General features: G+C 66.1%; 15 protein-coding genes. 5 read left to right on the forward strand and 10 right to left on the reverse strand.

Features of this window, described 5'->3' with window-relative positions:
• Nucleotides 1–2816: retention module-containing protein (locus ACFPU0_RS17555; RefSeq protein ID WP_377694531.1), on the reverse strand; the 2816-nt coding region annotated here is incomplete at its 3' end.
• Nucleotides 2817–3143: 327 nt separating this feature from the next.
• Between ACFPU0_RS17555 and ACFPU0_RS17560 the strand changes: the two genes are divergently transcribed.
• The 3 genes from ACFPU0_RS17560 (at nt 3144) to ACFPU0_RS17570 (ending at nt 8111) form a co-directional block, all read left to right on the forward strand.
• Nucleotides 3144–4496 (forward strand): TolC family outer membrane protein, encoded by a 1353-nt coding sequence (locus ACFPU0_RS17560; protein WP_377694532.1) that lies wholly within the window; start codon nt 3144–3146, stop codon nt 4494–4496.
• 110 nt (nt 4497–4606) lie between these two features.
• Nucleotides 4607–6763, forward strand: a complete 2157-nt coding sequence (locus ACFPU0_RS17565) for a type I secretion system permease/ATPase (protein ID WP_377694533.1) — start codon at nt 4607–4609, stop codon at nt 6761–6763.
• The gene (locus ACFPU0_RS17570) at nt 6753–8111 is read left to right on the forward strand and encodes an HlyD family type I secretion periplasmic adaptor subunit (protein WP_377694534.1); all 1359 of its coding nucleotides are present in this window, start codon (nt 6753–6755) and stop codon (nt 8109–8111) included. The genes ACFPU0_RS17565 and ACFPU0_RS17570 overlap by 11 nt, the downstream gene beginning before the upstream one ends.
• Before the next feature lie 29 nt (nt 8112–8140).
• Here ACFPU0_RS17570 and mmsB read toward each other — a convergent pair whose 3' ends face one another.
• The 5 genes from mmsB to ACFPU0_RS17595 all read right to left on the reverse strand — a co-directional run bounded on the left by mmsB (nt 8141) and on the right by ACFPU0_RS17595 (nt 13811).
• Nucleotides 8141–9025, reverse strand: coding sequence for a 3-hydroxyisobutyrate dehydrogenase (gene mmsB / locus ACFPU0_RS17575; RefSeq protein WP_377694535.1), 885 nt, complete (start codon nt 9023–9025; stop codon nt 8141–8143).
• A 43-nt stretch (nt 9026–9068) separates the two neighbouring features.
• A complete protein-coding gene (locus ACFPU0_RS17580) occupies nt 9069–10172 on the reverse strand; it encodes an enoyl-CoA hydratase/isomerase family protein (RefSeq protein ID WP_377694536.1) in 1104 nt (367 codons plus the stop codon).
• Nucleotides 10173–10195: 23 nt separating this feature from the next.
• Nucleotides 10196–11014: an enoyl-CoA hydratase gene (locus ACFPU0_RS17585; RefSeq protein ID WP_377694538.1), complete on the reverse strand. Its 819-nt coding sequence runs from the start codon at nt 11012–11014 to the stop codon at nt 10196–10198.
• Nucleotides 11015–11024: 10 nt separating this feature from the next.
• Complete coding sequence (locus ACFPU0_RS17590) at nt 11025–12188, reverse strand: isobutyryl-CoA dehydrogenase (protein WP_377694539.1); 1164 nt, start codon at nt 12186–12188, stop codon at nt 11025–11027.
• 129 nt (nt 12189–12317) lie between these two features.
• On the reverse strand, nt 12318–13811 hold the full coding sequence (locus tag ACFPU0_RS17595) for a CoA-acylating methylmalonate-semialdehyde dehydrogenase (RefSeq protein WP_377694541.1): 1494 nt from the start codon (nt 13809–13811) through the stop codon (nt 12318–12320).
• A 131-nt stretch (nt 13812–13942) separates the two neighbouring features.
• Between ACFPU0_RS17595 and ACFPU0_RS17600 the strand changes: the two genes are divergently transcribed.
• A complete protein-coding gene (locus ACFPU0_RS17600) occupies nt 13943–14824 on the forward strand; it encodes an AraC family transcriptional regulator (protein ID WP_377694542.1) in 882 nt (293 codons plus the stop codon).
• 302 nt (nt 14825–15126) lie between these two features.
• Here the strand turns inward: ACFPU0_RS17600 and ACFPU0_RS17605 are convergent, their stop codons facing one another.
• On the reverse strand, nt 15127–15969 hold the full coding sequence (locus ACFPU0_RS17605; RefSeq protein ID WP_377694543.1) for an HDOD domain-containing protein: 843 nt from the start codon (nt 15967–15969) through the stop codon (nt 15127–15129).
• 109 nt (nt 15970–16078) lie between these two features.
• Between ACFPU0_RS17605 and ung the strand changes: the two genes are divergently transcribed.
• Nucleotides 16079–16774, forward strand: a complete 696-nt coding sequence (gene ung / locus ACFPU0_RS17610) for a uracil-DNA glycosylase (protein ID WP_377694544.1) — start codon at nt 16079–16081, stop codon at nt 16772–16774.
• A 12-nt stretch (nt 16775–16786) separates the two neighbouring features.
• On the opposite strand, the gene ACFPU0_RS17615 is transcribed toward ung, so the two are convergent.
• From ACFPU0_RS17615 to ACFPU0_RS17625, 3 genes are all read right to left on the reverse strand, one after another.
• Nucleotides 16787–17650 (reverse strand): DUF6279 family lipoprotein, encoded by an 864-nt coding sequence (locus ACFPU0_RS17615; protein ID WP_377694545.1) that lies wholly within the window; start codon nt 17648–17650, stop codon nt 16787–16789.
• Nucleotides 17651–17759: 109 nt separating this feature from the next.
• Entirely contained in the window at nt 17760–18782 is a 1023-nt protein-coding gene (locus ACFPU0_RS17620) for an AbrB family transcriptional regulator (RefSeq protein ID WP_377694546.1), read from the reverse strand.
• Nucleotides 18775–20289, reverse strand: a complete 1515-nt coding sequence (locus ACFPU0_RS17625; protein WP_377694548.1) for a tripartite tricarboxylate transporter permease — start codon at nt 20287–20289, stop codon at nt 18775–18777. Before ACFPU0_RS17625 ends, ACFPU0_RS17620 begins: the two co-directional genes overlap by 8 nt.

Raw genomic sequence — 20289 nt, forward strand, 5'->3', positions numbered from 1 at the left:
CTCGCTTGAGTTTCAGGGGCATCGTTGACCGACACGACATTGATAGTGGCGGTGGCTGCGCTGCTGTCTTCCAGACCGAGGTTATCCACGGCAGCGTATTGGAAGTCGGTGCTGCCATTCCAATTGGCGTTCGGCACAAAGGTGACACTGGCGCCATTGGCGGTAGCCGGTACCTCTGCGCCAATCGCCAGGACTACGCCGTTGAGCAGCAAGGTGCCATTGGCCGGCAGTGACTTGATGACGAAATGGTCGACCGAGCCGTCGAGATCGCTGCCGCTGAGGGCCACTGGAATACCCGCGGCATCCTCCGCGCCGGAGGCGGCGGTAGTAGCAGTCTCGGGCGCATCGTTGACCGGGGTGACTGTGACGGTCGCGGTGGCCGGGGAGCTGTCTTCCAATCCCAAGTCATCCACCGCGGCGTACTGGAAGCTGGTGGAGCCATTCCAATTGGCATTCGGCACGAAGGTGAGAGTCGCGCCATTGGCGGTAGCCGATACCTCTGCGCCAATCGCCAGGGCTACGCCGTTGAGCAGCAAGGTGCCATTGGCCGGCAGGGACTGGATCACGAAGTGGTCGATGCTGCCGTCCACGTCGCTGCCGCTCAGCGCCACCGGAATGCCGGCGGCAGCCTCCGCGCCGGAGGCGGCGGTAGTAGCAGTCTCGGGCGCATCGTTGACCGGGGTGACCGTGACGGTCGCGGTAGCCGGAGAGCTGTCTTCCAAGCCGAGGTTATCCACGGCGGCGTACTGGAAGCTGGTGGAGCCATTCCAATTGGCATTCGGCACGAAGGTCACAGTGGCGCCGTTGGCCGCGGCCGGCACTTCGGCGCCGACCGCCAGGGCCACGCCGTTGAGCAGCAGGGTGCCATTGACCGGCAGCAACTTGATGACGAAATGGTCGACCGAGCCGTCGAGATCGCTGCCGCTCAACGCCACCGGAATACCGACGGTATCCTCCGCGCCGGAGGTGGAGGTGGCAGCAGTCTCGGGTGCATCGTTGACCGCGGCAATGCTGATCGTGGCAGTAGCCGGGGTGGCATCTTCCAGGCCTTGGCCATCCACCGCGGCGTAGTCGAAGTTGGTCGAGCCATTCCAATTGGCAGCCGGCACAAAGGTCACGGTCGCGCCGTTGGCGCTGGCGGGCACCTGGGAACCGACCGCCAGGGCTACGCCATTGAGCAGCAGGGTGCCATCGGCGGGCAGGGACTTGATGACGAAGTGGTCGATGCTGCCGTCGATATCCGAGCCTCTCAGGCTGACACTGATCGGATTGTCCTCGTTGCCGGAGGCGGAAGTCGCATGAGTCTCCGGTGCATCGTTGACTGGGGTGACCGTGACGGTCGCGGTGGCCGGGGAGCTGTCTTCCAGACCGAGGTTATCCACGGCGGAGTATTGGAAGTCCGTGCTGCCATTCCAGTTGGCGTTGGGCACGAAGGTGACGCTTGCGGCATTGCTGCTGGCCGGCACTTCGGCGCCGACGGCCAGGGCCACGCCATTGAGCAGCAGGGTGCCGTTGGCCGGCAGCGACTTGATCACGAAGTGGTCGATGCTGCCGTCCAGGTCGCTGCCGCTCAGGGCGACCGGGATGCCGACGGCATCCTCGGCGCCGGAGGTCGAAGTCGCTTGAGTCTCAGGAGCATCATTGACCGGCGACACATCGGCAAGGCTCAGCTCGGCGGTGTCGGTCAGGCTGCCGTCGCTGACGGTGTATGTGGCGATCGGTAGCGGACCGGTGTAGTTCGGTGCCGGGGTGAAGGTGTAGGAGCCATCGCCATTGATCACCAGCGATCCGACGCCATCGATCACGGCGACCTGACCGGCCTGGTAGTTGCTGCCGCCAATGCTGAACTGGGTAACGGTCAGGCTGTCGCCGTCGACATCGCTGTCGTTGGCCAGGACATTGCCGGTCGTCGAGGCGTCCTCGGTGACGGCGGCCGGGCCGTCGTCAGCTGCGGCAGGAGCATCATTTACCGGGTTCACGCCGATGGTGATGGTGATGGTGGCGGTGCCGCCCTTGCCGTCGTCGACGATGGCGGTGAAGCTGTCGCCGCCGTTGAAATCCTTGTTCGGGGTGTAGGTGTAGGAGCCGTCCGGATCGATCAGCAGCGATCCATTGCGCGGCCCATCGCCCAGGCTGTAGGCAAGGGCGTCGCCGTCCGGGTCGGTCGCGCCCAACTGCCCGTGCACCGGGGTGTCTTCGTTGGTGGTAATGCTGGCGTCCTGGCCTTGGGGGGCGCTGTTCGGCCCATCCGGTACCGGTAGGGGCTCTACCGGCAGCGGGCTTTCCGGCAGGGGCACTGGCGGCAGCGGCGCTTCATTCAGCGGCGTCGATTCTTTCTCTGGCCGTGGCTCGCCGGCTACGGGGGCGGCGCCGGTGAGGAAGCCGATGGTGGCATCAACGCGAGCGGCGGTGGTGTCCAGCATCACGAAGCTGTGGCCACCACCGGCGGAACCGCCACCAGCGCCACCAGCACTCGCGCCGGCTGCGGTGGCTTCGAGTTCCCGGGTCGGGTCGATGCCGGCCTCGATCGCTTTCTGCAATTGCGCCACGCCATCGGCTGGTGTCTGGGGCGCTGCTTCGACGGCCCGGGGTTCAACGGCGGCAATGGCGTCCGCTTCGCTCCATTGGGTGCCGTGGCCCAGGTCAAGGGTGCGGCCGTCAGCCAGTTCGAGGGTCACCATGCCTTCGAGGCCGGTCTGCAGCTGGTCGCCTTCGAATAGGCGGTCGCCTTCCACGAGCAGGCGCTGGAATCCTTCCGGCGACATGGCCATGACCTGACCAACAATGCTTTTGACGATCGCAATCACACTGCTCATGGATAACTCTCCTGAATTGACTCTCAGTTGGCTGTCGTCGCTGGGGTCGTGGATAACGACTACCAGGCGCAGGACTCACATTCCCTTCTATAGTTAAGGCATGGCATAAAGCCGTCGCCAATATTTTGGCTTATTGCAAATGGCTATTAGCTATATGCCAAACTATTGACCAATTGGCTTTCATCCTAAACAATCGAATGCATGCTGTCACTTTGATATTCATGTCCTCGTCTCGCGTCATGCAGTGCGCGAAACAGGAACCTTGACGGGAAGCAAGAACCGCTGAATTGCCCGGACCTCGAATTCAACGAAAAGGAAGCCCAGAATATGCGTCTGCGATTCTCCACCCTTCTTCCGTTTGCTTTGGTCGCAAGCCTTCCCGTCCACGCCCAGAGCCTTTCCGAGGCAATGCAGCGGGCCATGGATGTCCACCCGGAAGTCCAGGCCGGAGTGAACAGCCGCCTGTCGGCCGACAAGCAATTGCAGGCTGCGAAGGGGGGCTACCTGCCTTCCGTGGACCTGCTGGGCGGATACGGCCGCGAGGGCACTGATGACGTGACCACCCGGGCCACCGGCAACGACCACTGGAAGACCATGACCCGGGGTGAGTCCAGCCTGCGCTTGCAACAGATGGTGTTCGACGGTTTCGCCACCAGGAACGAAGTAGGCCGCCAGCAGGCCACCGTGAACTCCCGCGCCTATGCCCTGCTGGGTACGTCCGAGCGCACTGCGCTGGATGTGGCCGAGGTCTATCTCGATGTGCTGCGCCGCCAGGACATGGTGCGCCTGGCCCAGGAGAACCTGCGTAGCCATGAGCGCATCTTCGATCAGATCAGCCTGCGCAGCGAGCGCGGGGTAGGGCGCCTGGCCGACCAGGACCAGGCCGAGGCGCGCCTGGCCCAGGCCCGTAACAACCTGATTACCGAGCAGACCAACCTCAGTGACGCGCGTACGAACTTCTACAGCGTGGTGGGCATCGAGCCTGCCGACCTGAGCGAGCCGGCCGGCCTGCCGGGGCAGTTGCCGGCGTCTCTCGAGGACGCCCGCCAGACCCTCCTGGCCAACAGCCCGATCCTGCGTTCGGCCGAGTCCGATGTGGCCGCGGCCGAGAAGCAGTACGAAGCCGCCAAGTCCTTCTTCTACCCGCGCTTCGACGCTGAATTGTCCCGTGGAGCGGACAATGACCTGGACGGGGAGAACGGCCATGTGAACGAATGGCAGGCAATGTTGCGCATGCGTTACAACCTGTTCGCCGGCGGCAGCAACAAGGCCGACCTGGAGTCCAAGGCCTTCCAGATCAACGAGGCGCTGGACATTCGCAACAACGCCTTGCGTGTGCTGAACGAAGAGCTCGGCCTATCCTGGAACGCCCTGGGCAATGCCCGCGAACAGCTGCCGATCGCCCAGCAGTACGTCGACTACAGCACCCGCGTGCGCGAGTCCTACCAGCAACAGTTCAGCATTGGCGAGCGCACGCTGCTTGACCTGCTGGACAGCGAGAACGAGCTTTTCACCGCGTCGCGCCGCCTGGTGGATCTTCGTTACACCGAGCTGTTCACTCAGTACCGCGTCAAGGCGACCATGGGCGAGTTGCTGAAGAGCCAGGGAGTGGTGGCACCTATGGCATCGGTCGTGCAGACCGAACTGAAGCCGCAGGCAACCCTTCCAGGTCTGAACTAGGAGCCTGATTCGGACCTGTGCGGTGCAGCGGGGTCGTCCCCTCCCTCCTGCGCCGTCACGGTCCGGCCCAGGTCCTGTCTCCCATAGCATTCCGAGCGGAGAGCCCAGGCGTGGATCCAGAAGTCAGTCGAGTCCATCTCAATAGCGATCCCCGTGGGCAGCATGACGATCCCTTGCTGGACTCGTTGCTGGCCCTCTGCGTCCTGCACCGCAAGCCCGCCAACCGGGCCATGCTCACCAGCGGCCTGCCTCTGCCCAAACAGCGCCTGACCGTCGAATTGCTGCCCCGGGCTGCCGCCCGTGCCGGCCTGCAGGGCCGCCTGTTGCAGCGTCGCCTGGAGCAGATCCCGAAGATCGCCATGCCGGCCCTGCTGCTGTTGAAGGAAGGCCGCTGCGCGGTGATGCTCGGCTGGAGCGACGACGGCAGCGCGCGCCTGCTGCTCAGTGAAAGCGATGGCGGCGAAGTGAAGGTCTCCCGCGAGTTGTTGCAGGAGGACTACAGCGGCCAGGTGTTCTTCGCCCAACCCCAGCACAAGTACGATCTCAACCAGGGCAGCCTGATCCCGCGCACCCGGTCCTGGTTCCGCGACACCCTCAAGCGCTCCCGCTGGCTCTACATCGACGCCGTGGCGGCCAGCCTGCTGATCAACCTGATCGGCCTCGCTGCGCCGCTGTTCGTGATGAACGTCTACGACCGCGTGGTGCCCAACCAGGCCGCCGCGACCCTCTGGGTGCTGGCCATCGGCATTTCCGGCGCCTACATTTTCGACCTGCTGCTCAAGACCATGCGCGGCCTGTGCCTGGACCTGGCCGGCAAGAAGACCGACCTGATCATCTCCGCCACCCTGTTCGAGCGCATTGTCGGCATGGCGATGAAGTACCGGCCCATGCGGGTCGGCAGCTTCGCCCAGAACATCCACGAGTTCCAGACGCTGCGGGATTTCCTCGCCTCGCTGACCCTCACCGGCGTGATCGACCTGCCCTTCACCCTGCTGATCCTCCTGGTGATCGGCCTGCTTGGCGGACACCTGGTCTGGGTGCCGCTGCTGGCCTTTCCCCTGGCCATGGGCATCAGCTGGGTGCTGCAGAAACCCCTGGTGGCGACCATGGACCGCACCATGGCGCTGGCCGCCGAGCGCCAGTCGAGCCTGATCGAGACGCTCGCCGGGCTGGACGCGGTCAAGGTCAATAACGCCGAGAGCGATCGCCAGTACCTCTGGGAGCAGACCATAGGCACCCTCGGCCGCCTGGAGCTGCGGGTGAAGATGCTCTCCAGCCTGGCGATGAACCTCACGCTGCTGATCCAGCAGTTGGCCGGCGTGGTGATGATAGTCGCCGGCGTCTACCTGATCATGGCCGGCGACCTCAGCATGGGCGGGCTCATCGCCTGTTACATGCTCAACGGACGCGCTCTCGGCCCGCTGACCCAGCTCTCCGGCCTGTTCACCCGCTACCAGCAGGCGCGGCTGACCATGCACTCGGTGGATCAGATGATGGGCCTGCCGCAGGAGCGCCAGGAGGGCGAGCAGCCGTTGGTGCGGTCCAGGCTGCAGGGCAGTCTCGAGCTGCGCCAGGTCAGCTTCACCTATCCGCACCAGCAGAATCCGGCGCTGAGCGAGGTGAATCTGATCATCCGCCCGGGGGAGAAGATCGGCATCATCGGCCGCAGCGGCTCGGGCAAGAGCTCCCTGGCGAAGCTAATCGTCGGACTCTACCGGGCCGACTCCGGCAGCCTGCTGGTCGACGGCACCGATATCCGCCAGCTGGATGTCAGCGAACTGCGGCACAACATCGGTTACGTGCCCCAGGACATTCAATTGTTCAGCGGCACCCTGCGCGACAACCTGATGTCCGGCGCCCGCTACGTCGAGGATGAACTGGTGCTCCAGGCCGCCGAACTGTCCGGGGTGCACGAGTTCGCCCGGTTGCACCCGCAGGGTTACGAGCTGCAGGTGGGCGAGCGCGGCCAGAACCTGTCCGGCGGCCAGCGGCAGAACGTCGCCCTGGCCCGCTCGCTGCTTCTCGATCCGCCGATCCTGCTGCTCGACGAACCCACCAGTTCCATGGACAACCCCGGTGAGGAGCGCCTCAAGGAGCGCCTGGCCGCGGTGATCGCCAACAAGACGCTGCTGCTGGTCACCCACCGTGCCTCCATGCTCTCGCTGGTGGACCGCTTGCTGATCATCGACCGTGGCCGGGTCATCGCCGACGGTCCGAAGGAGTCGGTCATGGAAGCGCTGAAGAAGGGGCAGATCAGTGTCGCATAAGGGATTCGGCGTCCTGCGCCAGTATTTCAAGGGCGGCGAGTCGCTGTCCGACCAGCCCTTGCCGGAAGTCAACAAGGCCTTGGTGGAAGATGCGCCGCGAGTGGTGCGCCTGACGATCTGGAGCCTTATCGGCTTCACCCTGTTCATGCTGCTCTGGGCGCACTTCGCCCAGGTGGACGAGGTCACCCGCGGCGAGGGCAAGGCGATTCCCTCGTCCAAGCTGCAGAAGGTGCAGAACCTGGAGGGCGGCATCGTTTCCGAGCTGTTCGTCCACGAGGGCCAGGTGGTGGAGATCGGTGACCCGCTGCTGCGCCTGGACCCGACCCGCTTCGAGTCCAACGTCGGTGAAACCGAGGCCGATCGCACCGCCATGCAGCTGCGGGTCGAACGCCTGGGCGCCGAGGTGGACGATCGTCCCCTGCAGATATCCGAGGAGCTGCGCAAGCTCGCTCCGGAACAGGCCAACAGCGAGGACGCCCTCTACCGCAGCCGCCAGCAGCAGTTGCAGGAAGAAGTGGCCGGGCTCGAGGAACAACTGGTGCAGCGCCGCCAGGAACTGCAGGAGTTCATCTCCAAGCAGGGGCAATATCGCAACAGCCTGCAGCTGCTGCGCCAGGAGATCGCCATCTCCGAACCGCTGGTGGCCCAGGGCGCCATCTCCAAGGTGGAAGTCCTGCGCCTGCGCCGTGCCGAGGTGGAGAACCGCGGTGAGCTCGAAGCGACCAGCCTGGCCATTCCCCGCGCCGAATCGGCGATCAAGGAAGCCGAGCGCAAGATCGCCGAGACCCGTTCACGCTTCCGCAGCGAGGCCCTGGCCCAGTTGAACGAGGCGCGCACCGAGCTGAACAAGGCCAATGCCACCGGCAAGGCCCTGGAAGACCGGGTCAAGCGCACCCTGGTCACCTCGCCGGTACGCGGCATCGTCAAGCAGTTGCTGGTCAATACCATCGGCGGTGTGATCCAGCCAGGCAGCGACCTGGTGGAGATAGTGCCGCTGGACGATACCTTGCTGGTGGAAGCGCGGATCAGGCCGCAGGACATCGCCTTCCTGCATCCGGGGCAGAGGGCCATGGTCAAGTTCACCGCCTATGACTACACCATCTATGGCGGGTTGAACGCCGACCTGGAGCAGATCGGCGCCGACACCATCACGGATGACGAAGGCAACAGCTTCTACCTGATCAAGCTGCGCACGCAGAAGAGCCACCTGGGCACGGACCAGGACCCGCTGCTGATCATCCCCGGCATGGTCGCCTCGGTGGACATCATGACCGGCAAGAAGAGCATCCTGAGCTACCTGCTCAAGCCCATCATCCGCGCCAGGGCGGAGGCGCTGCGGGAACGCTGATCCTGGAATCCCGGAGAGGGCACTAGACGTCACTCCGTGAACAGCTTCTGCACCACCGAGAAGTCCTTCTTGCCCTTGCCCTGCTTGAGCAGCAGGCGGTAGATCTGCAGCGCCAGGGCGCCCATGGGCGTGCTGGAGAGGCTGTTCTGCGCGGTTTCCTGGGCCAGCCCCAGATCCTTGGCCATCAGCTCGGCCATGAAACCGCCTTCGTACTCCTTGCTCGCCGGTGCATTGGGCATCACCCCCGGCCAGGGGTTGTAGCGTTCCAGCACCCAGTTGCCGCCCGAGCTCTGGCGCATGATCTCGGCGAGGATGGCCGGGTCCAGGCCGTTGGCCACGCCGAGGGCCATGGACTCGGCGGTGCCGATCATCTGCACCGCCAGCAACTGGTTGTTGCAGACCTTCGCCACCTGCCCGGCGCCATCGAGGCCGGCGTGGAAAATGTTCTTGCCCATGGCCTCGAAGATCGGCCGTGCCTTTTCCAGGGCGGCCGCATCGCCACCCACCATGAAGGTCAGGGTGCCAGCCGCCGCGCCGGCGGTGCCGCCGGACACCGGCGCGTCCAGCAGCTCGATGCCGAGTGCCTTGGCCGCCGCGTGTACCTTGCGCGCGGACTCGGGGGCGATGGTGGAGCACTCCAGCACCAGGCTGCCGGGAGCGATGGACCCCAGCAGCCCGCCATCGCCCAGCAGCAGGCCCTCCACATGCCTGCTCGCGGGCAGCATGGTGATCACCACCTGTACGCCGCTGACCGCATCCCGCGCATCCCGGGCCGGCTTGGCCCCCTCGGCCGCCAACTCGTCGACGGCGGCCTGCACCAGGTCGTAGACCTTGAGCTCGTGGCCGGCCTTGAGCAGGTTGCGGGCCATGGGCAGGCCCATGTGGCCGAGTCCGATAAAGGCGATCTTGCTCATCGTGATTCTCCTTGGCCCGGGCTGCACGGCAGCGGGCGTTCTGTCAGAGATCGTCCAGCGGGTGCCGGCCTTCCCACACCGGCTCGAAATGGGCCTCGATCACCGCCCGGGGGATGGCCGCCACGTCCGGCCAGTGCCAGCGCGGAGCGTTGTCCTTGTCGATCAGCCGGGCGCGCACGCCTTCGGGGAATTCCGGGTGGCGGCAGCAATTCAGGCTCATGGCGTATTCCATGCGGAACACTTCGGCGAGCGACAGGTGCCGGGCCCGGCGGATCTGCTCCCAGACCAGGTGGGCGGTGAGCGGGCAGCCGGCGGCCAGGGTCTTGGCGGCGCGGGCCAGGGGAACGTCGCTGTCGTGCTGCAAGGCGGTCATGGCCTTCCAGGCGGCGGGCAGGTCGGCCACGTCGAGCAGCTCGTCGATGCGCTTGCGCCGGGGCAGCCACTGGGCTTCCGGCAGCTGGCCACGGGCTTCGTGTTCCAGCGCCTTGAGCAGACTGTTGAGCTGGGCTTCGGGCTTGTCCTGCCAGTTGAGCTGGACCAGGCCGGCAACCAGGGCATCCTGATGCTCTTCCAGGAGGAAGCGGTCGGCCAGGCCGAGGTCCAGGGCGTCATGGGCGTTGATGGTGCTCGCACCCAGGCCGAGGAACAGGCCGAGCTTGCCCGGCAGGCGCGCGAGGAACCAGCTGCCGCCGACGTCGGGATAGAGGCCGATGCTGATTTCCGGCATCCCCAGGCGGCTCGATGGGGTGACGATGCGGATCGAGGCGCCCTGCATCAGGCCCATGCCGCCGCCCAGCACATGACCGTGGGCCCAGCAGATCAGCGGCTTGGGATAGGTATGGATGCGGTGGTCGAGGCGGTATTCATCCGCGAAGAAGCGGCCGGCCAGGGGCGGAACCACACCGGGATGTTCACGGCAGGCGTCCACCAGCCTGCGCACATCGCCGCCGGCGCAGAAGGCCTTGGGTCCATTGCCGCGCAGCAGCACGCAGACGATCTCCGGATCCTTGGCCCAGGCGCGCAGCTTCGCGTCCAGGGCCTCGATCATCGGCAGGGACAGCGCATTGAGGCTGGCCTCGGCATCCAGGCTGGCGATGCCGATGCGGGCACCGTGCAGGCCGCTGCGTTCTTCGAAACTCACATTCATGGTCGTTCTCGTTCGGCTCTGGGTTATTTGTTGCGCCAGTGCGGGTCGCGCTTTTCCAGGAAGGCGTTGACGCCTTCGCGGGTGTCTTCGGCGTCGAACAGGTCGACGAAGCGCTCGCGCTCCTCGGGCAACCAGCCGTTCGGCCCGCGCTCCCGCGCGCCCTGGATCAGCGGCTTGATGGTGCGCACCGCCACCGGGCTCTGCCGTGCCACCTTGGCCGCCAGCAGCAGGGCGGTGCCGCGGGCTTCGCCGCTGTCCACCACCTGTTCCACCAGGCCGATGCGCAGGGCGGCCTCGGCGTCCACGCGCTCGCCGCAGAGGATCATCCGCTTGGCCCAGCCTTCGCCCACCAACCAGGGCAGCGCCTGGGTGCCGCCGGCGCAGGGCAGCAGCCCGACGGCGGCTTCCGGCAGGGCCATCTGCGCCTGGCGCTCGGCGATGCGGATGTCGCAGGCCAGGGCGCATTCCAGGCCACCGCCCATGGCGTAGCCGTTGATCGCGGCGATGGACACGCCACGGAAGTCCCGCAGGGCCTCGAAGGCTTCGCCGAAGCGCCGGGCCATCTCGCGGGCGCGGGCCTTGTCGCCGTCGGCGAACAGGTTGAGGTCGGCGCCGGCGCTGAAGAACTTCGGTCCCTGGCCGGTCACCACCAGGGCGTAGATGTCGTCATCGTGGTTGAGGTGCTCGATCAACTGCTTGAGGCCGATCAGCGACTCGCGGTCCCAGGTGTTGGCCGGCGGGTGGTTGATGGTGATGAGCGCCGTGTGGCCATGCTTCTCCACCGTCAGCTTGTGGGTCAGGTCGAAGATTCCCGGCTGGTAGGGTTCAACGGCAGTGGTCATTTGCATCTCCTTACAACAGGCGGTCGAGGGCTCCGCCCTGTTCCAGTAAACGACGCGCCACGATGACGCGCATGATTTCATTGGTGCCTTCGAGTATCTGGTGCACCCGGGTATCCCGCACCCAGCGTTCCAGAGGATAGTCGTTCAGGTAGCCGTAGCCGCCGTGCAGTTGCAGGGCTTCATTGCAGAGCTCGAAGCACTGGTCGGTGGCGAAGCGCTTGGCCATGGCGCAGTAGAGGCTGGCCTCGGCATGGCGCTGGTCCAGGCGGTGGGCCGCCAGGCGCACCATCTGCCGGCTGGCGGTGAGTGCCGTGAGCATGTCGGCGAGCTTGAACTGCAGGGCCTGGAAGTCGGCCAGGGGCTTGCCGAACTGCTTGCGCTCCTCCACATAGCGCAGGCTCTGCTCAAGGGCCGCCTGGGCGGCGCCGAGGGAGCAGCTGGCGATGTTCAGGCGGCCGCCGTCCAGGCCCTTCATGGCATAGACGAAGCCCTGGCCCTCCGGGCCGATGCGGTTGCCGACCGGGATGCGCACGCTCTCGAAGGTGATGGTGCGGGTGGGCTGGGCGCGCCAGCCCATCTTGTCTTCGTTGCGCCCGTAGCGGATTCCCTCGGCATCGGCGGGCACCAGGAAACAGGAAATGCCCTTGGCGCCGTCTTCCCCGGTGCGTGCCATGACGATCAGCACCTGGGTGCTGCCAGCGCCGGAAATGAAGCATTTGCTGCCATCGAGCACATAGTGGTCGCCGTCGCGGCGGGCGCGGGTGCGCAGGTGGGCGGCGTCGGAGCCGGCGTCGGGTTCGGTCAGGCAGTAGGAGGCGAGCAGTTCGCCGCCGATCAGTCCGGACAGCCAGCGCGCCTTGAGTTCGGCATCGCCGAAGGAGGCGAGCATCCAGGCAGCCATGTTGTGGATGGTCAGGTAGGCGGTGGTGGCCACGCAGCCGGCGGCCAGCTGTTCGAAGATCAGTACCGCCGACAGGCGGGACAGGCCCAGGCCGCCGTCTTCGTCCGCGATGTAGAGGCCGAGGTAGCCCTGTTCGGCAGCACGGCGGATCACCTCCAGCGGGAAGTGGTGGCCGCGGTCCCAGTCCGCGGCGAAGGGCGCCAGCTCGTGGCTGGCGAACGCGCGGGCGCTGTCCACCAGCAGGCGTTGCTCTTCGGTGAGGTCGAAATCCATATGTTTGCCTCGGTTTCTTAAGGTCGGAGCTCGACCCGTATTCGGAACTGTAGGAGCGAGCTCTGCTCGCGAACCTTGCTCCGGAGTCTTTCGCGAGCAGAGCTCGCTCCTACGATTTTCATCGTGACCCTACTTCAAGTGGATGGTCATGTTCGGGCCGGTGACCGGTGTGTCGTCGAACCAGCGGGTGGTGACCGTCTTGGTCTCGGTGTAGAAACGCACCGCCTGCTTGCCATAGGCATGCAGGTCGCCATAGAAGGAGCCCTTCCAGCCGGTGAAGGAGAAGAAGGGCAGGGGCACCGGGATCGGCACGTTGATCCCCACCTGGCCCACCTCGACGGCGTGCTGGAAGTGCCGCGCGGCGCCGCCGGAACGGGTGAACAGGCTGGTACCGTTGCCGTAGGGGTTGGCGTTGACCAGGGCGATGGCTTCTTCCAGGCTGTCCACCTCCATGCACACCAGCACCGGGCCGAAGATTTCCTCGCGGTACAGGCCCATCCTGGGCGTCACGCCACGGAACAGGGTGGGGCCCAGCCAGTTTCCGTTCGGGTAGCCCGGCACCTGGCACTGGGAACCGTCCAGCAGGCACTCGGCGCCTTCCGCCTTGCCTTCGGCGATCAGCCGCAGCACGCGTTGCCGCGCCTGCTGGCTGATCAGGGGGCCGAAGGCCGAATGTGCATCCTTCCAGTGTCCCGGACGCAGCTCGGCCATCTGCGCGGCCAGTTCGGGAATCCACTGGCGCGCCTCGCCGACGAAGATCGCCACGCTGATGGCCATGCAACGCTGGCCGGCGGCACCGCAACTGGCCCCCACCAGGTTGCTCAGCACCTGGTCCTTGTGGGCGTCGGGCAGCACCACCATGTGGTTCTTGGCCCCGGCGAAGGCCTGCACCCGTTTCAGGTGCGCAGTGCCGGTGCGGTAGATGTGCTGGCCCACCGGCACCGAGCCGACGAAGGAAATCGCGCGCACGTCGGGGTGGGTGAGCAGGGCGTCCACCTGTTCACGGCCGCCGTGGATGACCTGCAGCACGCCCTTGGGCGCGCCGGCTTCGATGAAGAGTTCGGCCAGGCGGTTGGGGGTCAGCGGGTCCTGCTCGGAGGGCTTGAGGACGAAGGTGTTGCCACAGGCGACGGCCAGGGGAAACATCCACAGCGGGATCATCGCCGGGAAGTTGAAGGGGGTGATGCCGACGCACACGCCCAGCGGCTGCACCCAGCTGGCGGTATCGATTTCACGGGCGACGTTTTCCACCGTCTCGCCCATCATCAGGCTGGCCACGTTGGCAGCGTGCTCGGCCACTTCAATGCCGCGCCAGACGTCGCCCTTGGCATCGGCGAAGGTCTTGCCGGTCTCGCTGGCCAGGAGCTCGGCCAGTTCGTCATGGTGCTCCTTGAGCAACTGCTGGTAGCGCAGCATCAAGCGGGCGCGTTCGGGAACCGGCACTTCCCGCCAGGTCTGGAAGGCTTCCTTGGCGCTGGCGACGGCGGCCTCGATCTCTTCGGCCGTGGCCTTGGGCGCCAGGGCCAGTACCTCCTGGGTCGCCGGGTCAGTGACTTCGATCAGCTCGCGGGCGCGGCTTTCGCGCCATTCGCCATCGATGAGAAGCGGGATTGCCTTGGCCATCTGGTCCTCCACCCGTGAGACGGGACCTTGTTGTTTCTTGTTCTTATAGCGGCCGCCGATCCACTTGTGGATTGACGATCTTGGTCAAGGGATGGACGATCTTGGGATTGCAGGCCCCCACAAGAGCCCATATGAGCCGTTCCGTGGAAACCTCCAACTGGCCCTTGCCGGCCAATGGCGTGCGCTTCACCACGCCGCCCAGGCTGCGCCGTCTGCTGGCCCGCCATCCGCTGACTTCGGCCTGTTATCCGCTGGCCCTGGGCTATTATCCGGAGGCCGAGGGCCACCGCATGCAGCGCCACGAGCCCGACGACAACCTGCTGATCTACTGCCGCTCGGGGCAGGGCTGGCTGGAGTACGGGGATGGACGATTCGAGGTGGGCGGCGGTGACCTGCTGCTGCTGCCCAAGGGACGCTTGCACGCCTATGGCGCCGATGCCCAGCGGCCCTGGAGCATCTATTGGGTGCACTTCGAGGGCGAGCAGGTGGAGGAATACCTGCGCCCATTGGGGCCGGCCGCGTTACGTCGCATCGGTGTGCAACCCCGTCTGCTGGCGGACCTGGACGCCCTGCTCGGGCTGCGCAAGCAGGGCCTCAACCTGCCGCACTTCATCCATGCCGCCCACCAGCTGCAGACCCTGCTGACCTCATTGGCGGTACTGCCGGTGCGCGGGTTCCTCAAGTCCGGGCGGGTGCTGGACGTGGATGCGGTGCAGTCGGTGATGCGTGCCCACCTGCACGACAGTCTCAACCTCGACCAGTTGGCGGCGCAGTTCAAGCTATCGCGCTTCCACTTCGCCAAGACCTACCGCGCCCTCACCGGCCACGCGCCGATCCAGGATTTCATCCAGCTGAAGATGGCCCACGCCTGCCGGCTGCTGGATGAAGGCGACCAGGGGGTGCGGCAGATCGCCGAACAGCTGGGCTACGAGGACGTCTATTACTTTTCGCGGCTGTTCCGCAAGGTGGTGGGCATGGCGCCCAGTCACTACCGGGCGCTGCACCAGGGCTGAGCCGCATGGCTCTTGTAGGGGCGATTCCAATCGCCAAGCGGACCGCAGGTTCGCCCTTGCGGCTTGCAGGGGGCAGCTACGCCGCCCTTGGCGAATGAATTCGCCCCTACAGAGTCGTACGGATGAAATCCGGGAGTGGCGGTGGGATTTCCCCGGATTTCATTGGGCTACTGACTGTAGGTTGTGGCTGAGCTCCGCGAAGCCCAACGTCCACGGTCGGACTCGGGTGTTGGGCTTCGTTCCTCAGCACCAACCTACGGGACCGCTGCGCGGTCTTTCGCGAATGAATTCGCTCCTACAGGTCAATCCGCTTCGATGGGCCTGCCACCCAGCAGCTTCAACCACAGCGCCACCACCTCCGCCAGTTCCGCGCGCAGCGCCTGCGGCGCCGGCAGTTCCATGCGCTGGTAAGCGGGCAGCCTGGCCAGGCGCTCGTCGTTGCGGGGTTCGTCCAGCAGCTGGCCGGCTACCTGCACCACATCCGCCAGGTCCACCGGGCCCTTGTGCTGGCGGCACCAGTCGCGGCGCAAGCGTGCGCAGTCCTGCAGGGCCACGGGCAGTTTCCAGGCGCTCAGCAGCAGCACGCCCAGCTCGGCGGAAAGCTGCTCGCAGAGGCGCTGCAGGTCGACCTCCAGGCGCGACACCTGGGGCCATTGGTGCAACTCCTGCAGCAGCGGCAGGCTGCCGACGTCCTGCAGCAGGCCCGCCAGCAGCGCATCCTCCACTTCCAGATGGGGCAGGTGCTGGGCCAGGCCGGCGCTGAAGGCTGCCCGTTGCAGACCGAGGCTCCAGCGCTTGTTGAAGACCTTCTGCAGGCTGGGTTCGCTACCGTCGAACAGTTGCCGCAGTTCGAAGGCCAGCACCAGGTTGGCCAGGCGCCGGCCGTCCAGCTGCCGCACCACATCCAGCAGCCTGGCGCCCGACTGGATATGGCCGAGCAAGGGCAGGGCGGCGAAGTGCATCAGGCGTTCGGCCAGGGCAGGGGCTCCAGCCAGCAGGGCGCTGATCTTCTCCGGGGAAGGCTCGTCGGTCGTCAGCAGCCGGCGCAGGTGCAGGGAGGTATCCGGCATAGCTGGCAGGGCGCCGGGGTCCTTGAGGAAGCGCTCGTAGAGCGCAAGTTTCACGGCGTCGTGGCGATTGTCCATGCGGGCGTGTTCCAGGTGTCCTTGATTGACAAGGGTAGTGGGCATTTCTTAGGGTGCCCGACCATCGGGCGGGAAGCGCCCCGGCCACCGCCATGGAACAGAATGAGCAATGACTGAAAGCGAAGACCGGATCAAGCTCGAGGAGAGCTGGAAAGAAGCCCTGCGGGACGAGTTCGACAAGCCCTACATGAAGGCCCTGGGGGATTTCCTGCGCCAGGAGAAGGCTGCCGGCAAGGTGATCTTCCCGCCGGGACCACTGATCTTCAATGCGCTGAATTCGACGCCGCTGGAGCAGGTGAAAGTCGTCATCATCGGCCAGGACCCCTACCATGGTCCGGGCCAGGCCCACGGTTTGTGCTTCTCCGTGCAGCCGGGCGTGCCGGCGCCACCGTCCTTGCAGAACATCTACAAGGAACTCAAGCGCGACCTGAACATCGAGATCCCGTCCCACGGCTATCTGCAGTCCTGGGCGGAGCAGGGTGTGCTGCTGCTCAACACCTCCCTCACGGTCGAGCAGGCGCGTGCCGGCTCCCACGCGGCTGCCGGCTGGCAGCATTTCACCGATCGGGTGATCCAGGTCGTCAGCGAGAAACGCCCGCGCCTGGTGTTCCTGCTCTGGGGCTCCCACGCCCAGGGCAAGGAACGGCTGATCGACCCCACCAAGCACCTGATCCTGAAATCGGCGCATCCGTCGCCGCTCTCGGCCTATCGGGGATTCCTCGGCAATGGCCATTTCAGCCGCTGCAACAAGTTCCTCGTCCAGCATGGGTTGCAGCCCATCGATTGGCGCCTGCCCGAGATTTGAGCGCCCCGGTGCCTATCCCGGGTAGCACTCCAGCCCCTTCAGGTCCTCTGCGATATCCTCGATACGCTCGCGCAGTGCGCTGCGCTGGCGTTGGTCGGCGCTGTTGAACAGGTCGGCCAGCAACTGGGCCATGGCTTGTTCCGCGGCGGGAAAGGCCTTGCGATAGGCTGGCGTCCAATGGGTCTCGGGCTGTTGCAGCAATGACGTCAGGCGCTGCCGGAAATCCGGCGAATGGCGGCCATAGAGTGTGTTGCGCAGTTCCTTCTGCCAGTTGTCCCGGTTCTCTGCCCAATGCCTGTTGTAGTCGCCCTGGGATCTCGCCCAGGTGTCGATGCGCGCCTGCTGGCTCGGCCGCAGCGGTCCCAGCCATTCCTCAACCCGCTCGCGCATGCGCCGGGCTCGTGCCGTGATCTGATCCTTCACCGACAGGGCGACGTGTTCGGAATGTAACTCGGCGTTGCGCTCGTCCATGGCCACGTAGAGCTCACCCATCTGCCGGGGGCTCAGGCTTGCGGCCAGGCCCAGCACCGTGGGCGTGATCTCCACCGCGATGTCCTGCATGGCGTCGCGCACCTGGCTGAACTGGCCCTGCAGGTCCGTCGCTGTCAGCTTCGGCTGCTGGCTGAGCTGATCGAGTTGTTCCAGCCAGGCGACGTAACCGGGCAACTGGGTACTGCAGTGCCAGGCGAGGTGTTTCTCGAGGCGCGGTTCGAGCCAGCGCTTCTGCGTGTCGTCGAGGCTGACATAGTTGCTGATCCACCAGGGGATCACCAGGTCCAGGTTGCTATAGACCAGGTCGAGGCGGCTGCAGGCGGCCAGCAGCAGGCCGGCGATCGCGAGCAGCAGGTAACGGAGTGGGGCGATGCGTCCGGACATGGTTCAGCCTTGGCAAACAGCGAACAGAGGAGAGCATAGGCGGTCTCGTTTTCAGTGGACCCGCGTGCGCAACCGGATGTTGCAGAAAAAAGAGCCCGCACGAGGCGGGCTAAGCGTGGGTCTCTTGCTTCTGCCAGCGGCGGAACACCGGTTCGGCGAGGAACAGCACCAGGAGCAGTCGCAACACCTGCAGCGCGGTGACCAGGGGCACCGACAACTGCAGGGCCTCGGCAGTGAGGCAGAGCTCGGCGATGCCCCCGGGCATCATGCCGAGCATCAGCGAACGGTGGTCGAGTCCGTCCAGCCAGCCGAGCAGTTCGGCCGCCACGGCGGCGAAGGCCATGCCCAGCGAGGTGGCCAGCAACGTGCGGGCGATGAAGGAGGGGGCGTGGCGAAAGAAGGCGCGGTCGAAGTGGCAACCCAGGGCGCTGCCGATCAGCCACTGGCCGAGCTGGCTGGCGCCTTGGGGCAGGCCCAGTTGCAGATCGAAACCGATGCTCATGGCCGCGCTCACCAGCAGCGGGCCGATCAGCCAGGGATTGGGCTGGTGGAAGCGCTGCATGAGGCTCGCCAGCAGAGCGCCGCCGGCCAGCAGCAGGGCCAGCCAACCCCAGTCCACATGCGCCGACTGGTGCTGCACCGCGGGGACGCCGACGAACAGCTGGAACAGCGCCGGCACGCTGAGCACCACCAGCAGCAGGCGCAGGCTCTGGCCGGCGGCGACGCGGCTGAGTACCGCGCCGTTGCGCTGGCCGAGGTTGACCATCTCGCTGGCACCGCCCGGCATGCTGGCGAAGAAGGCCGTGGCGCGATCCTCGCCGCTGCGCAGCATCAGGCCGATGCCGATGACGCTGGACAGGGTGGTGGCCAGGGCACCGACCAGGATGATGGCGCTGTTGGCCAGCACCTGCTCGATCACCGCCGGGGTGAAGTGCAGGCCGATGCCCACACCCACTATCCACTGGCCGCATTTGCGCCCGCCCGGCACTTCCGCCAGGGGGCGGTTGCCGATGCAGCGCACGGCAATGACCGCCAGCAAGGAACCGACCATCCAGGGCAGCGGCCAGCCCACCAGGCTGGCCAGCCAGCCGCCGGCGGCGCCCGCAAGGGGCGTCAGCCACCACTTAGGCATGGGCTACCAGCTTCGCCTTGGCCCGACGTGCGCGCATCCAGCGAAGGCCCGGCAGGGCCAGCATCAGCACGGTGAGCACCCAGAGGGCGATGGTGATCGGGCTGCTCCAGAGGATGGCGAGATCGCCGTTGGTGATGGAGAGGGCGCGGCGCAGGTTGGACTCCATCAGCTCACCCAGGACGAAACCGAGGATCAGCGACGACAGCGGGAAGTCCATCTTGCGCAGCAGGTAACCGAACACGCCGAGGGCGGCCATCAAAACCAGGTCGAAGGTGGTGCTGTGCACGGCATACACCCCCACCACGCTGACCACCGTAATGGCCGGCACCAGGATCCAGGTCGGCACGCTGAGCATGCGCGCGAACAGGCCCACCAGCGGGATGTTCATCACCAGCAGGATCACGTTGCCGATGAACAGCGAGGCGATCAGGCCCCAGACCACATCCGGCTGCTGTTCGAACAGCAGCGGGCCGGGGGTGATGTTGTAGAGGGTCAGGGCGCCGATCATCACCGCCGTGGTGCCCGAGCCGGGTACGCCCAGGGTCAGCATGGGGATCAGCGAACCGCAGGCCGAGGCGTTGTTGGCCGCCTCGGGGGCTGCCACACCGCGCAGGTCGCCGTCGCCGAAGCGGCCGGAGCTGCCGGCCATGCGCTTCTCGCTCATGTAGGTGATGGCGCTGGCGATGGTGGCGCCGGCGCCGGGCAGCACGCCGATGACGAAACCGGCCAGGGAGCTGCGCACGCTGCTCCACCAGGTGAAGGCGAACTCCTTGAGATTGAACAGCATGCGCCCGCCGGTCTTCACCGCCTGCTGGCCGGTAGTGGTGTGCTCGAGCATCAGCAGCATCTCGCTGACGCTGAACAGGCCGATGACCACGATCACGAACTGTATGCCGTCGGACAGGCCGACGCTGTCGAAGGTGAAACGGTAGACGCCGGTGGTGGCGTCCACGCCCACCGTGGCCAGGCCCAGGCCGATCAGTGCCGAGAGCAGGGTCTTGACCGGCTTGTCGCCGACCATGCCGCCCAGGCAGGCGATGGCGAAGACCATCAGCATGAAGTATTCCGCCGGGCCGAAGGCCACCGCCCAGTTGGCCAGGATCGGCGCGAAGAGCACTACGCCGATGGTGGCGATGGTGCTGCCGATGAAGGAGCTCATGGCCGACAGCGACAGGGCGATTCCGGCCTTGCCCTGGCGTGCCAGCGGGTAGCCGTCGAGGGTGGTCATGATGGCGGCGGCATCGCCCGGCACGTTGAGCAGGATGGCCGAGATTCGCCCGCCGTACTCGCAGCCCAGGTACACGGCGGCCAGCAGGATCAGTGCGGTTTCCGGTGGCAGGCCGAGGGCGAATGCCAGTGGCAGCAGGATGGCCACGCCGTTGATCGGTCCCAGGCCCGGCAGCAGGCCGACCACGGTGCCGATGAAGGCGCCGAACAGCGCCACCAGGAGGTTGATCGGGCGCAGGGCGACGTCGAAGCCCTGGGCCAGGAAGTTCAGGGTTTCCAT

It is taken from the genome of Pseudomonas sp. GCM10022186 (genome assembly GCF_042656385.1).
Lineage (GTDB): Bacteria > Pseudomonadota > Gammaproteobacteria > Pseudomonadales > Pseudomonadaceae > Metapseudomonas.

What these genes read in the sequence shown, in the direction of transcription:
- ACFPU0_RS17615 (WP_377694545.1), bottom strand. Translation starts at nt 17,650, where the DNA reads ATGTCCGGACGCATCGCCCCACTCCGTTACCTGCTGCTCGCGATCGCC.
- ACFPU0_RS17625 (WP_377694548.1), bottom strand. Translation starts at nt 20,289, where the DNA reads ATGGAAACCCTGAACTTCCTGGCCCAGGGCTTCGACGTCGCCCTGCGC.
- ACFPU0_RS17590 (WP_377694539.1), bottom strand. Translation starts at nt 12,188, where the DNA reads ATGGATTTCGACCTCACCGAAGAGCAACGCCTGCTGGTGGACAGCGCC.
- ACFPU0_RS17560 (WP_377694532.1), top strand. Translation starts at nt 3,144, where the DNA reads ATGCGTCTGCGATTCTCCACCCTTCTTCCGTTTGCTTTGGTCGCAAGC.
- ACFPU0_RS17600 (WP_377694542.1), top strand. Translation starts at nt 13,943, where the DNA reads ATGAGCCGTTCCGTGGAAACCTCCAACTGGCCCTTGCCGGCCAATGGC.
- mmsB (WP_377694535.1), bottom strand. Translation starts at nt 9,025, where the DNA reads ATGAGCAAGATCGCCTTTATCGGACTCGGCCACATGGGCCTGCCCATG.
- ACFPU0_RS17620 (WP_377694546.1), bottom strand. Translation starts at nt 18,782, where the DNA reads ATGCCTAAGTGGTGGCTGACGCCCCTTGCGGGCGCCGCCGGCGGCTGG.
- ACFPU0_RS17595 (WP_377694541.1), bottom strand. Translation starts at nt 13,811, where the DNA reads ATGGCCAAGGCAATCCCGCTTCTCATCGATGGCGAATGGCGCGAAAGC.
- ACFPU0_RS17605 (WP_377694543.1), bottom strand. Translation starts at nt 15,969, where the DNA reads ATGGACAATCGCCACGACGCCGTGAAACTTGCGCTCTACGAGCGCTTC.
- ACFPU0_RS17580 (WP_377694536.1), bottom strand. Translation starts at nt 10,172, where the DNA reads ATGAATGTGAGTTTCGAAGAACGCAGCGGCCTGCACGGTGCCCGCATC.
- ung (WP_377694544.1), top strand. Translation starts at nt 16,079, where the DNA reads ATGACTGAAAGCGAAGACCGGATCAAGCTCGAGGAGAGCTGGAAAGAA.
- ACFPU0_RS17585 (WP_377694538.1), bottom strand. Translation starts at nt 11,014, where the DNA reads ATGACCACTGCCGTTGAACCCTACCAGCCGGGAATCTTCGACCTGACC.